The sequence below is a fragment of the Gammaproteobacteria bacterium genome (assembly GCA_013817245.1).
Classification (GTDB): domain Bacteria; phylum Pseudomonadota; class Gammaproteobacteria; order HTCC5015; family HTCC5015; genus JACDDA01.
The window spans coordinates 1-13,687 of the sequence record JACDDA010000006.1 but is presented as its reverse complement, the minus strand read 5'-3'; the positions used below and the strand labels follow the sequence as shown (position 1 = coordinate 13,687).

The window sequence follows — 13,687 nt, the reverse complement described above, 5'->3', positions numbered from 1 at the left end:
GGCGCACTATAAACTAAGCATTGTGCTCTGTGTGTAGTCGGTAAGCGTTAAAACATTATTCGTTATTGATGACCACATCATCCAGTGTCAGCACGGTAAACAAGGCCATAAGAAATAAGGTTGATAATTGTAGTGCGAGCGGCATAGTGATAGTGAGCAGGCCACCGATCGTCCACATGTAACGGAGCGCGTCCTTACGCCGTTGCTGCTTGCGGCGCTTTTCCATGAGTAGCAGCAGTTTATCCTTAGTGCTTTCCGTCACATGCCCGTGGTCGTTCCTTTGTGTTTTTTTGGTGCGCATGTCACATTCCTTGTGCATTTGACGATCGGTAGAACCTGCACAGTAATTAGCGGTCGTCGGCGCGAAAAGTTGAGCGTAATAAAGATTTTATTTGTTGAATAATCAAGCTATGGATAAAGGTAAAGTATTTTGCAGATGGTGCAAGATGCGCGTTTCTAACCAATAACCCTGATGTTGACGAAAACCCACATGACCGCCGTGGTCGCTTAATTCTAGTTGTACGCAGGCGGGTAATTCCGCTGCGGTGGGGATGCAATCGTGAGTCATGAAAGGATCGTCCAGCGCATGCAAAATTAAAGTAGGCGTTTGAATATTGGGGATATAAGCACGTGAACTCGATTGTGCATAATAATCATGCACGTCACGAAAACCATGCAAAGGTGCGGTGACTAAATTATCAAATTCCCAAAAATCTCGACAACGCAACGCAGCTTTATGATCAATGGGTAAAGCCACGGTTTTTAATTTGAGCCGCAAACTTTTTTTCATGCCGCGTAATAAATAATCACGATAAAATTTTGAAAATCCACGATTCAAACGATTAGCGCAACTAGCTAATTCAAAGGGTACCGAAATTGCAATAGCAGTTTGCAAACCACTCACTGCCTGTTCGCCTAATAATTTCAGCAAAACATTCCCGCCTAAAGAATAACCAATCGCGGCTAATGGTGCTTGTGGAAAACGGTGTTGTAATTGTTGAATCACATAACGTGGATCGGTAGTCTCGCCGGAATGATAACTGCGCGGTAAGCGATTCGCTTCACCGGAGCAACTGCGAAAATGCATCAATACACCGCGATAACCGTGTTGTTGTAAAGTTTGTAAAATGCTGCTGGCATATTTTGAATCAATCGAACCTGCCAGGCCATGCAAAACTAATACGACGGGTGTGTCTGCAGTGGCATTGGCGACATCAGTAAAATCTAAATCTAAAAAATCGCCATCATTTAATTCCCAGCGTTCGCGATGAGTGCTGAGGACAGGGCGTGCGCGAATTTTGCTAGCCCATAATGTTTGTGCGTGACCGTTGGTTAGCCACCAGGGTGCTTTAAAAAAAACTGACATACCTATTTAATCGTGGTCAATCGTGGTTAATTGTTCAAGAATAGCGGGGTTTTCTAATGTTGATATATCTTGGGTAATGGGCTCGTCGCGTGCAATGGTGCGGAGTAAACGCCGCATGATTTTCCCAGAACGAGTTTTGGGTAAATTATCCGCAAAACGAATAACCTCGGGTTTAGCCAGCGCACCAATTTGTTCAGTAACCCATTGTTGCAAATCTTTTTCTAATGCCAAACGTGCAGCACCTTTTGGTCTACCGTTACGCGGAACAACAAAAGCAAAAATGGCTTCGCCTTTAATATCGTGTGGGAAACTCACCACGGCGGCTTCGGAAATTTCTGCATGTGCAACTAATGCAGATTCTATTTCCATCGTGCCTAAGCGATGACCGGATACATTCACCACATCATCAATCCGTCCCATGATCCAAAAATCGCCATCAGCATCACAACGCGCGCTATCACCCGCAACATAATATTGTTGCGAAAATTTATTCCAATAGGTATCGATATAACGTTGTGAGTCGCCCCATATATTTCGCAACATGCCCGGCCATGGTTTAGTGATAACAAGATAACCACCTTGATTTGCGTGAGTAATTCTTTCACCGTGATCATCGACTACAGCTGCAAAAATACCGGGCAATGCTTGTGTGCAAGAACCAGGCTTAGTAGTCGTCACACCCGGGACAGGCGCTAACATATGTGCGCCGGTTTCTGTTTGCCACCATGTATCTACAATCGGACAACGCTCATGACCAATGATGTTGTGATACCACATCCATGCTTCCGGATTAATCGGTTCACCGACACTGCCGAGTAAACGTAACTTTGATAAATCATATTGCGCAGGAATGTCATCACCCAATTTCATTAATGCACGCAAGGCGGTGGGCGCAGTATAAAAAATACTCACGTGATGATCTTGGCAAATTTTCCAAAAACGACCGGCATCTGGAATAGTGGGTGCACCTTCATACATAACAATCGTTGCACCCGCTGCCAGTGGACCATACGTGACATAACTATGACCCGTAATCCAGCCGACATCGGCAGTACACCAAAAAATATCGGTATCTTTTAAATCAAATACCCATAGATTAGTTAATAAAGACCACAGTAAATAACCGGCGCTACTGTGTTGAATGCCTTTAGGTTTGCCGGTTGAACCTGAGGTGTAAAGTAAAAATAAGGGATGCTCACTATCAACCCACACGGGTGCGCATTCCGTTGCAGCGGATTGCATCAATGTATGCCACCAATGATGATGTTGGTGATCACGCTGCGCGTGCATGGAAACGTTGTTATGCGTACGTTGCAATACCACGACATTTTCAATAGTCGCGCAGCCCGCGGCTAACGCTTTGTCCGTCGTTTCTTTTAAAGGAATAATTTTGCCGCCGCGATGGCCGCCATCAGCCGTAATTAATAATTTTGCGCCGGCATTTTCAATACGATCTTTAAGTGACTCGGCAGAAAATCCGCCGAATACTACTGAATGAATCGCGCCAATACGCGCACAAGCCTGCATAGCAATAACAGCTTCTGGCACCATCGGCATATAAATGACAACGCGATCGCCCAGCTGTATGCCTAATGAGATTAAAACATTCGCAAATTGACTGACTTCACGATGTAGTTCGCGATAAGTGAGTTTGCGTATATCGCCAGGCTCACCTTCAAAAATAATCGCGGTTTTATCGCCGCGTGTTTTTAAATGACGATCCAAACAATTGGCGCTGACATTGATTTTGCCACCTGTAAACCATTCATAAAATGGCGCACGACTATCATCTAAAACGCGGGTGTAGGGTGTTTGCCAATCTAAATGACGAGTAGCAAGTTGATCCCAAAAACCAATAAAATCAGTTTCAGCTTGCTGTTTCAATGCGGCAACATCAGTATTTTTTAAAGTTGCGTGTTGACTAAAGTTTTTTGCGGGCGGGAAACGTCGATTTTCTATTAAAACAGAATCTAGATGATCAGCCATATTGTTCCCTTGTGTTAATAACGGGCGTAGACGGTGACTTCTTCACGATCGTGATACAGCTGTTTGTAATTTATCTCTAAACGTAAACGCGCCGTCCGAGTAATGCGATGAATTCGTTCGAGTGCATCTTGCAATGCAAGGTAACGTTTTTTCATCGGTAATTTTAAATTAAAGATAGCTTCTTGACACCATTGATTAACAAACCATTGTGCCATCAACTCTGCCACGCGATTAGGTTGTTCAACCATGTCGCAGACTAACCAATGCACAGGTTTTTCGGGTTGAAAACGAAATGCATCGTGACGTATATGAATAACTTTACCGCTTTCTAATAACGCGGCTTGCAAAGGGCCGTTATCAACCGCGATCACATGCATGCCCAGTTGCGTTAATTGCCATGACCAACCGCCTGGCGCAGCACCTAAATCAACAGCACGATGTTTTGCACTCAAACGGCGTGTGCGTTCTTTATCCGGTATAAATAAATGCCAGGCTTCTTCAAGTTTTAAGGCGGATCGACTAGGCGCGGCATGAGCTAAACGTAAACGCGGAATGCCCATCGGCCATTCACTGCTATTGTCGCGCAAACTCACACCTATCCAAGCGCTGGTGCCATTAATAAGCACTACGTGTAAACGATACAGCGCATTGCTTTGCCAGTTAGCGGTTTTTTGCAATGCACCTAAAATAGGACCGTTGAGTTTGCGAGCGAGTGTGGATAATTCTTTGCCATCATTCGTGTCAAACGTTTCTACAAACACTTCATTAACGGCGGGCAATTGTTCTGCAATCGCTAAGATGCTGCTGACGCGATCTGTGACTAATAATTCAGTGGCTTGATGCAAGCCTACAAACCATTGACGCGTAAAACATACTTTAGTGAAAGGTAATTTTTCTAATAGCGTGATGCCATCAGCTGCACTATTGATGATGAATAATACATAGGCTTGGTTGTCACTGGTTTTGGCGTAACCATTAATATTATGACCCGCAGCAAGTTCAGTGATTTCTGCCGCGCATTCTTTTTCGAAGCCTGCGCGGCAGTGTAGAAATAAATGATGATTCAAGGGAGTTAACTTATTTGGTTTTAGGTTGAGGTGGAAATGGCGTTAAAATAGTATTCACTACATCGTTAATAATTGCATCAGCTCTGTTTTGCACATCGCCATATAATTTTTTTGAAACAGCACCGCTCCAAATAGGTTCTTTGCTTTGCGCGTCAAATATATCAATGGTTAAAGTACCTTCGCGATAACTGTAAGCATCTACAATATTATTCCCCCAAAAACCATAACCGCTACCGCTACGATTACGAGAACTACGTGCGCCATAAAAAAACCCGTTAGGATAAGTATCGATCTGAATTTTATCGCGTGAGCCCACAGTAAACGACACTATTATGGCAGGATTGGCTTCCGTGTTAGTTTTGGCATAACCCTTCGCTATTAATTTTTCTTCGATACTATTTTGAATTTTTTTGAGCAACATCGGGCTCATGGTAGTGGTAGAGTCGGTAGCCACGCTATAAGGCTTATCTGAAGCCCATGCAAAACTTTTATATTGATCAAAGGCAATGTTGTCGTCATATAACACAACTGGCTTTAATGCGTGTGTGCAGGCATTTAAAAACAATAAGCTGCCGAATATTAATGCGAATTTTAATAAAGGCGATAATAAACGATGCATTAGGCGTATGGGTTTCATGAGGACAATATCCTTGTTGATCAAATGTTATTTAAATAATAATCGCAAAAAATACTGCTGCAAATAACGGTAAAAAATTACAAGCCAACTATAGATCTATTATCTGTTGCGTAGACGCTAGGCGCAAGTCAATTATTTGAATTAGTATTTAATAGGCATCATTTGTGTGCGTTGCGGCACAGTCGCTATGCGCCAAGATTTAATAGCATTTTCTAAGATGCTTTTGGGTGTATTAAATTCTATTGTAGGTTGGCCTAAAAAAACCAACGCAGCTAATAATTGTTGCAAAATATGTTTATTGTTAAGTGCCGCCGCATGATTTTGTTTGCTCAATTTTTGACCTTGCTCATCGAGTGCAATCGGCACATGTGCGTAGTGTGGTGTGTTATAGCCTAAACATTGCTGTAAATAAATTTGTCGTGGAGTTGAATCTAATAAATCATAACCGCGTACAACATGACTAATATGTTGCGCGGCATCATCAACGACCACGGCTAAGTGATAACTGTAATAACCATCGCGGCGCAATAAATTAAAATCACCGATCTCACTTTCTAAACATTGCGCATAAGCGTCTTGAATTGCATCGCTACAATAAATAGCGGTATTGTGCGTGCGCAAACGTATCGCCATTTCGCGGGCTGGATGTTGGGCTTGGGTGCGACATGTGCCCGAGTAAATAGGGCCATAACGTCCCATTTTACAATGGTCATGTAACTCTTGACGTGAACAACTACAGGGATAGCTGTGTGCGGCTAATTGATTTAATGCATTACGATAAACATCTAGTCGTTGGCTTTGATAAATGACGGTTCCATCCCAGTGCAAACCAAACCTTTCTAAGGTGCGTAAAATATCATCGGCCGCGCCGCGCATAACCCGTGGCGTGTCTATATCTTCGATCCGCACTAACCATTGTCCGCCTTGTGCTTTAGCGTCTAAATAACTCGCTACGGCGGTAATCAAAGAACCAAAATGAAGAGGGCCGCTGGGAGTAGGAGCAAAACGTCCGATGTACATACGTTGCGCCGAGGAATGAGTTAAATGCAGCAGGGAAAGAACTAAGATGCATCATGCGCTTTAAAACGCATGATGCAGGTTTAAGATTTAAGCGCGTGTTTGTTTTTCTTTCATTTCGTCTAACGTTTTGCAATCAATACACATGCTTGCGGTTGGTCGTGCTTCCAAACGACGTATACCGATTTCGATGCCGCAGGCGTTGCAATAACCATATTCTTCACTATTGATGGCGGTTATAGACTCTTCAATTTTTTTAATTAATTTACGTTCACGATCACGTGCGCGTAATTCCAAACTAAATTCTTCTTCTTGAGTAGCGCGATCATTGGGATCCGGAAAATTCATCGCGTCATCTTTCATGTGACCCACTGTGCGATCTACTTCTTCCATTAAGCTACGTTGCCAATTCAATAAAATTTGACGGAAATGTTCGTACTGAGTTTTGTTCATATAGTCTTCACCCTTTTTGATTTCATAAGGAGTGAAGTCGATTAATTGTGAAACATCGTTAGAGCCATTCGCACGTGCGCCGGTTTTGCGCTTAACGGAACTAGTAGCAGATGGTTTCTTTTCAACAGTTTTGGTGGTCGCGATAGTGTCTTTGCTCACGCTAGGTTTCTTTTGGGTTGCAATGGGAGTGGGCGCTATTTTAATAGGCGCGACTTTTTGTGCCACCGGCTTAGCGACGGGTTTTGCCGTTTTCGCAGTGGGCTTGGCTGTAATTTTAGCGGGCGTTTTTTTGCTCACAGGTTTGGCGGCCGCTTTAGGCGCTGCCACTTTTTTAGTAACCGCAGTTTTTTTCACGGGGGTCGTTTTGGCGGTGGTTTTTTTCACCGGTTTCTTTTTGGCTGCCATGTCCTAACCCTGTCCAGATTTGCAAAAAAGGGTGGCTATTAGAGCGCAATCATCGGTTGGGTTCAATAGCCTAGTGGTCTTGGCGCGGTCGTTTCGCATAATTAACTAGTGTGCTATGCGTGGGCTAGACGCGGTCTTGTATTTAATCGCTGTTTTTTTCCACACGCACTTGCAGTTCACCACGGGCTAAACGAATGCGCAGCTGTTGTTGTGCATGCGTTTGTTGTGCGTCTTGCACCGTACGATTTTGTAACGGATCCGTCACAATCGCATAACCTCGTTCCAGTGTTTTTAAAGGACTGATGCTGTTTAAACTGCGATTTAACAAAGCGAGTTGTTGCTGTTGCTGCTGTAAATAGTGACGTATGCGAAATTGTAAACGTTCATAACTGTTAGCGAGTCGCAAGCGATGTTGTTGTAAACGGTTGGCGGGCGCTTGTTGTTGCAGGCGATTGTGTAAATGCTGTACCTGCAGCTGTGCGCGTTGCATGATTTGCAGGCGTACCCGTTGGAGTCGTTGCTGTAGATCATCCATGCGTTGTTGATGTCGAGCTAAGCGTTGTTCGGGATGTTGCACGCCTAAACGACGTTGCAAATACTGCAATTCCCGTTGCTGATCATATAGTTGCGTATCTAAGGCCTCGGCTAAGCGTAAACGCAGATTGCGTAAATCCCGTAACCATACCGCGCTATTCGGGCTCACCAATTCAGCAGCAGCTGAGGGCGTGGCAGCGCGTAAATCCGCCACAAAATCCGCAATCGTAAAATCGGTTTCATGCCCCACGCCACTTACCACCGGAATCGGGCAGGCGGCGAGGGTGCGGGCGACTACTTCGGTGTTAAACGCCTGCAAGTCTTCTAATGAGCCACCGCCGCGGACTAATAATAAAACCTCGCATTCATCGCGAGAGGCGGCAATAGTTAAGGCGCGGGCGATACTGCCTGGCGCTTCTGCGCCTTGCACAACCACCGGATAGATGATGACTTCCAGCAACGGACAGCGGCGTTTTAAGACGCTTAATACGTCACGAATGGCCGCGCCGGTGGGCGAGGTGATAACTCCCACGCAACGCGGGCTAACGGGAATTTCCAGTTTGTTATCGGGGTTGAATAAACCTTCGGTCGCCAGTTGTTGTTTTAAGCGTTCAAAGGCGTGTTGCAAATCGCCTTCGCCAGCGGTTTCCATGTGTTCGGCCACCAGCTGATATTCCCCGCGCGGTTCATACAAACCTACGCGCGCCCGAATTCGCACGCGTTGGCCATTTTCCGGCACATGGCGGCAATACATATTGCGGTTGCGAAACATCGCCGCTTTGACCTGCGCGTCGGCGTCTTTTAGCGAAAAATACCAATGACCGGAGCCAGGCCGCGCCAAATTGGAAATTTCACCTTCCACCCACACCAGCGGCAAAGCCTGGGTCAACAGCTGATTCACCGCTTGATTTAGCTCGGAAACGCTATAAACGGTGTCGCGTGGGGCGTTGCCAAATGTGTTGGAGGATATTTCGTTCATGAGAGTGTGGTTTTCCAGCTGTGACCGCGTCAGGATAAATTCGCAGGCGCTAGTATATGCGCTGGCCAAGTCACTAGGCCAACCGATATAATCGCGCGCTTACTTTCCGCGCCATCACCCACTGAGGCTGATCAATATGACGCAAGGCTTGGAAGAAGCACTCACGTTCGATGACGTATTATTACAACCCGCGCGTTCCGATGTGTTACCTAAAGAAGTCGACTTACGCTGTCAATTAACGCGCGATATTCGCCTCAACATTCCTTTGATATCCGCTGCCATGGATACGGTTACTGAAGCACGCTTGGCGATTGCCTTAGCGAGTGAAGGTGGTATTGGGGTTATTCATAAAAACATGTCGGTAGAAAAACAAGCTGCCGAAGTGTTGCGCACTAAAAAATATGAAAGCGGCGTGATCAAAGATCCCATTACTGTGACTCCCGAAACCACCATTCGTGAAGTCTTAGCGATTACTCGCGAGCATGGTATTTCTGGCGTACCGGTGGCGCGTAATGGCCAGCTCGAAGGCATTGTCACTAATCGCGATTTACGTTTTGAATCCAAACTCGATGCACCTGTCAGCAGTGTGATGACTAAAAAAGATCGTTTGATCACGGTGCGTGAAGGCGCACCGCAAACGGAAATCATCGCTTTGTTGCATCAACACCGCATCGAAAAAATTCTCGTAGTCACAGAAGCGTTTGCATTACGCGGCATGATCACCGTTAAAGATATTCAAAAAGCCGAAGATTATCCCAACGCTGCGAAAGATAGTTATGGTCGCTTATTGGTGGGCGCAGCAGTGGGTGTGGGTGTTGGTACTGAAGAACGTGTTGAAGCATTAGTGAATGCGGGTGTTGACGTGATTGTTGTTGATACCGCACATGGTCATTCCACTGGCGTATTAGAACGTGTGCAGTGGGTGAAAAAACATTATCCGAATGTACAAGTGATTGGCGGCAACATCGCCACCGCAGAAGCAGCATTAGATTTAGTGAAGTACGGCGCAGATGCAGTGAAAGTCGGCATTGGTCCCGGTTCTATTTGCACTACCCGTATTGTTGCGGGCGTAGGCGTGCCACAAATTTCTGCCATTCAACATGTTGCGAAAGCGTTAAAAGGCAGCGGCGTACCTTTAATCTCTGATGGCGGCATTCGTTTTTCAGGTGATATTGCCAAAGCGATTGCAGCAGGTGCAAACACCATCATGTTAGGTTCCATGTTTGCGGGCACCGAAGAAGCACCCGGTGAAATTGAATTATTCCAAGGCCGTTCTTATAAATCGTATCGCGGCATGGGTTCTTTAGGTGCAATGCAACAAGGTTCTAGCGATCGTTATTTTCAAGAAGGCCAAACCGAATTAGATAAATTAGTGCCCGAAGGTATTGAAGGCCGCGTCGCGTATAAAGGCCCATTAAAATCAATTGTGCATCAATTACTCGGTGGCTTGCGTTCCAGCATGGGTTATGTGGGTTGTGCAAACATTGAAGAAATGCGTAACAAACCGAAGTTTGTAAAAATCACCTCGGCGGGTATGCGTGAATCACATGTGCACGATGTGGCGATTGTTAAAGAAGCGCCAAACTATCGTGTGGAATCTTAATCACTGCGCTGTTGCTGGATAAAAAAATAAAATGAGTCGTGATATTCATGCCCAGAAAATTCTCATTCTGGATTTCGGTTCGCAATACACCCAGCTTATCGCACGGCGTGTGCGCGAAGTTGGCGTGTATTCAGAAATTTATGCGTTTGATTGCAGCAGCGATGCTATCAAAGCCTTTAAACCTAACGGCATTATTTTATCGGGTGGCCCCGAATCCGTTAATTTAAACGCAGAATTTCGCGCACCAAATATCGTGTTTGAATTAGGCGTGCCCGTGTTAGGTATTTGTTACGGCATGCAAACCATGGCCGCACAATTAGGCGGTCAAGTATCAGCGTCAGGTCAACGCGAATTTGGATATGCCGAAGTAAAAATTAATGAACACTCACGCTTGTTGCACAGCATCGAAGATAAAACGCACGCAGATGGCAGCGCAACCTTAGATGTGTGGATGAGTCACGGTGACAAAGTCACCAAGCTCCCCGAAAATTTTAAAATTATTGCGAGCACCAGCAGCGCACCGATTGCCGGCATGGCCGATGAAGGCCGTGGTTTTTACGGTTTACAATTTCATCCTGAAGTTACGCACACCTTGCAAGGTCAACGCATCATCGAACGCTTCGTGCGCGAAATTTGTTTTTGTTCCGCGCAATGGACCGCCAGTAATATTATTGATGCGAATATCGAAAGCGTGCGCGCACAAGTCGGCAAAGATCCCGTGATACTGGGTTTATCCGGTGGCGTAGATTCATCTGTGGTCGCGGCCTTATTACACAAAGCCATTGGCGACCAACTCACCTGTGTATTTGTTGATAATGGCTTATTGCGTTTAAACGAAGGCGATCAAGTGATGGCCACGTTTGCTAAACACATGGGCATCCGCGTTATTCGCGTCGACGCAGAACAACGTTTCTTAGATGGCTTAAAAGGTGTTAGCGATCCTGAAGCAAAACGCAAAGTCATCGGCACATTGTTTATCAGAATTTTTGAAGAAGAATCGCGCAAAATACAAAATGCCCAGTGGTTAGCACAAGGCACTATTTATCCAGACGTGATCGAATCTGCTGGTTCAAAAACTGGCAAAGCGCACGTCATCAAATCGCATCATAACGTCGGCGGCCTGCCTGCTGATATGAAATTAAAACTCATCGAACCGTTACGCGAATTATTTAAAGACGAAGTACGCAAAGTGGGTTTAGAACTTGGCTTACCTTATGAAATGGTCTATCGCCACCCATTCCCCGGGCCTGGTCTCGGCGTGCGCATCTTGGGCGAAGTAAAAAAAGAATACGCCGATGTATTGCGCAAAGCGGATGATATTTTTATCAGCATCCTGCGCGAAACCGGCTGGTACGAAAAAGTCTCACAAGCCTTCACTGTATTTTTGCCCGTAAAATCAGTCGGCGTCATGGGCGATGGCCGCAAATATGATTACGTCGTCAGTTTACGTGCAGTACAAACTGTAGATTTCATGACAGCACATTGGGCGCATCTGCCGTATGAATTATTAGATGAAGCCTCGCGTCGTATCATCAATGAAGTCGATGGCATTTCACGTGTGGTGTATGACATATCGGGCAAACCACCCGCGACGATTGAGTGGGAGTAAAAGTGGAAAATTGTTTTTATTAATAATTATTGGTTTTGTATGATGAATTAGATTTTGTTTAAGAAAAAAGAGAGGGTGTAATGTTTAAATCCATAAATTTTAGGTTGGTTTTTTAATGTCGTATTCTTTGACTTACAGCTCTCCAAAATATCGTTCTGATATAGATGGTTTAAGGGCAGTCGCGATTCTTTCAGTTGTTGCTTTCCACGCTTTTCCTGATTGGGTTAAGGGCGGTTTTACAGGCGTTGATATTTTTTTTGTTATATCGGGATATCTAATTTCAACAATTATTTTCGAAAATTTAGACAAGGGAATGTTCAGTTTCCTAGAGTTTTATACGCGACGCATCAAGCGTATTTTTCCTTCTCTTATAATGATATTAATTGCAAGTTATGCTATTGGGTGGTTTATATTAATTGCTGAAGAATATAAACAGCTAGGCAAGCATGTTGCTGCTGGCGCGAGTTTTGTTTCTAATGTTGTCTTGTGGAATGAAGCTAATTATTTTGATAACTCTGCTGAAACGAAACCACTATTGCATTTGTGGAGCTTGGCAATTGAAGAGCAGTTTTATATTGTATGGCCCTTGTTGTTGTGGATTGCATGGAAAAGTAAATTTAGCCTTTTAATTACCTCAATAATTTTTGCGTGCCTATCATTTTATCTTAATCTTCAGGGTGTGAATGAGAATAGTATAGCGACTTTTTATTTTCCGCAGACTCGGTTTTGGGAATTGTTATGCGGTAGTTTATTGGCGTGGTTTAATATTTATAAAAAAGTTAGTTTTAGTTCGGTTGAAATGAACGAGCTGTTTTCCTCTATTGCATCTGAGAAAGAAGGGTTCTATAAAAAAATTCTTTCTAATTCATTTTCTTTTCTTGGTGTGTTTTTGCTTTTTTGCGGATTTTTTTTCATCAATAAAAATTTAAATTTTCCTGGCGCTTGGGCTGTTATACCTGTGCTGGGGGCGGTATTTATTATTTTTGCAGGGCCCCAAGCTTGGTTTAATAGTACGGTGTTATCCAATCGATTGATGGTTTGGTTTGGGCTAATAAGTTTCCCCTTGTATTTATGGCATTGGCCATTACTGTCTTTTGTTAGGATTGTGGAGGGGGAGACTCCTAGCCGGGCGCTTCGTATTAGCACGGTAATTTTATCCATAGTTTTGGCTTGGTTGACATATAGGTTTATTGAAATGCCTATGCGTTTAAATAAGAACAATAAAACCAAGATAGTTTTGCTCTTGATGTTAATGATTGTTTTAGGATGTCTTGGTTATTATACATATAATAAAGGAGGCTTGGCTTTTAGGTACGAGCCAAATAAATCCAATATTGTTATGGATGAGCAAGCTATTAAGGTCGAGCGCGCTAAGTATTGGGCAGGAAGCTTGGAAAAGAATTTTGAAGATGCTTCAATTAAAGTTCTAGTTTATGGAGATAGTCAGGGGTTCGATATATATAAATCTATACGAAATGACAATAGGATTGGTGTGAAAATTTATCAAACCGATCCTCGTTGCACGGCTTTTAATGTTGCAAAGAGCGAGCACTCAGAAAGCGCCAAATATTGCAAAAATGCATTTGATAAGCTAATGATTTCGCGGGACTTAAAGAACGCCGATATTCTTGTATACTCGTCATATTGGATGAAGGATTTGGCATCGCTAAACGAGCTTCAAAACTATAGAAAAAATTTAGCAGAAATTAAAGCTGTAAATCCAAATATTAAAATTATTTTTTTCGGCCCTAAGCCTATTTTAGGCTCAGACTGGGTGTCAATTAATGTTATAACGAAAGAATATAAGTCTTTTGTTGGCATGAATTCTTTTCTTGATAATATCAAATTGATAAGGTCTGTTGATGTAAAGCACCTTAAGCTTTTGTCGCAAGATTTAGATGTTATTTATGTTGATGTGAATGAAGTTTTTTGTTTGGATGGCTGTCAGTTTTATGTTGATGGAGATTTTATGTATTTTGATCAAAATCACTGGACCGAACTTGGCGCAAGACTTTTCTGGGAAAAGCTAAA

General features: G+C 43.9%; 11 protein-coding genes. 3 read left to right on the top strand and 8 right to left on the bottom strand.

Going from position 1 to position 13,687, the window contains the following annotated elements; genetic code table 11:
• Positions 1-55: 55 nt before the first annotated feature.
• The 8 genes from H0W44_08325 to H0W44_08290 form a co-directional block, all read right to left on the bottom strand.
• A complete protein-coding gene (locus tag H0W44_08325; GenBank protein MBA3582437.1) occupies positions 56-301 on the bottom strand; it encodes a hypothetical protein in 246 nt (81 codons plus the stop codon).
• Between the two features lie 102 nt (positions 302-403).
• A complete protein-coding gene (locus H0W44_08320; protein ID MBA3582436.1) occupies positions 404-1,366 on the bottom strand; it encodes a hydrolase in 963 nt (320 codons plus the stop codon).
• Positions 1,367-1,372: 6 nt separating this feature from the next.
• Entirely contained in the window at positions 1,373-3,352 is a 1,980-nt protein-coding gene (gene acs / locus H0W44_08315) for an acetate--CoA ligase (GenBank protein MBA3582435.1), read from the bottom strand.
• Positions 3,353-3,366: 14 nt separating this feature from the next.
• Positions 3,367-4,419: a 23S rRNA (cytidine(2498)-2'-O)-methyltransferase RlmM gene (gene rlmM, locus H0W44_08310; protein ID MBA3582434.1), complete on the bottom strand. Its 1,053-nt coding sequence runs from the start codon at positions 4,417-4,419 to the stop codon at positions 3,367-3,369.
• A 10-nt stretch (positions 4,420-4,429) separates the two neighbouring features.
• A complete protein-coding gene (locus H0W44_08305) occupies positions 4,430-5,056 on the bottom strand; it encodes a DUF4136 domain-containing protein (GenBank protein MBA3582433.1) in 627 nt (208 codons plus the stop codon).
• A 141-nt stretch (positions 5,057-5,197) separates the two neighbouring features.
• On the bottom strand, positions 5,198-6,076 hold the full coding sequence (gene gluQRS, locus H0W44_08300) for a tRNA glutamyl-Q(34) synthetase GluQRS (GenBank protein MBA3582432.1): 879 nt from the start codon (positions 6,074-6,076) through the stop codon (positions 5,198-5,200).
• A gap of 87 nt (positions 6,077-6,163) precedes the next feature.
• Positions 6,164-6,931, bottom strand: a complete 768-nt coding sequence (dksA, locus tag H0W44_08295; protein MBA3582431.1) for an RNA polymerase-binding protein DksA — start codon at positions 6,929-6,931, stop codon at positions 6,164-6,166.
• A 142-nt stretch (positions 6,932-7,073) separates the two neighbouring features.
• Positions 7,074-8,444 carry an exodeoxyribonuclease VII large subunit gene (locus H0W44_08290; GenBank protein MBA3582430.1) on the bottom strand — a complete coding sequence of 457 codons (1,371 nt, stop codon included), beginning with the start codon at positions 8,442-8,444 and terminating at the stop codon, positions 7,074-7,076.
• Positions 8,445-8,580: 136 nt separating this feature from the next.
• On the opposite strand from H0W44_08290, the gene guaB reads away from it, so the two are divergent.
• From guaB to H0W44_08275, 3 genes are all read left to right on the top strand, one after another.
• Positions 8,581-10,047 (top strand): IMP dehydrogenase, encoded by a 1,467-nt coding sequence (gene guaB, locus H0W44_08285; protein ID MBA3582429.1) that lies wholly within the window; start codon positions 8,581-8,583, stop codon positions 10,045-10,047.
• A gap of 31 nt (positions 10,048-10,078) precedes the next feature.
• Positions 10,079-11,656 carry a glutamine-hydrolyzing GMP synthase gene (gene guaA / locus H0W44_08280; GenBank protein MBA3582428.1) on the top strand — a complete coding sequence of 526 codons (1,578 nt, stop codon included), beginning with the start codon at positions 10,079-10,081 and terminating at the stop codon, positions 11,654-11,656.
• Positions 11,657-11,771: 115 nt separating this feature from the next.
• A partial coding sequence (locus H0W44_08275) for an acyltransferase (protein MBA3582427.1) occupies positions 11,772-13,687 on the top strand: 1,916 nt, incomplete at its 3' end.

Bases quoted from the DNA above. Each gene is read 5' to 3' on its own strand.
- H0W44_08320 (MBA3582436.1), bottom strand. From the start codon at position 1,366: ATGTCAGTTTTTTTTAAAGCACCCTGGTGGCTAACCAACGGTCACGCA.
- acs (MBA3582435.1), bottom strand. From the start codon at position 3,352: ATGGCTGATCATCTAGATTCTGTTTTAATAGAAAATCGACGTTTCCCG.
- H0W44_08325 (MBA3582437.1), bottom strand. From the start codon at position 301: ATGCGCACCAAAAAAACACAAAGGAACGACCACGGGCATGTGACGGAA.
- dksA (MBA3582431.1), bottom strand. From the start codon at position 6,931: ATGGCAGCCAAAAAGAAACCGGTGAAAAAAACCACCGCCAAAACGACC.
- H0W44_08305 (MBA3582433.1), bottom strand. From the start codon at position 5,056: ATGAAACCCATACGCCTAATGCATCGTTTATTATCGCCTTTATTAAAA.
- H0W44_08290 (MBA3582430.1), bottom strand. From the start codon at position 8,444: ATGAACGAAATATCCTCCAACACATTTGGCAACGCCCCACGCGACACC.
- guaA (MBA3582428.1), top strand. From the start codon at position 10,079: ATGAGTCGTGATATTCATGCCCAGAAAATTCTCATTCTGGATTTCGGT.
- guaB (MBA3582429.1), top strand. From the start codon at position 8,581: ATGACGCAAGGCTTGGAAGAAGCACTCACGTTCGATGACGTATTATTA.
- gluQRS (MBA3582432.1), bottom strand. From the start codon at position 6,076: ATGTACATCGGACGTTTTGCTCCTACTCCCAGCGGCCCTCTTCATTTT.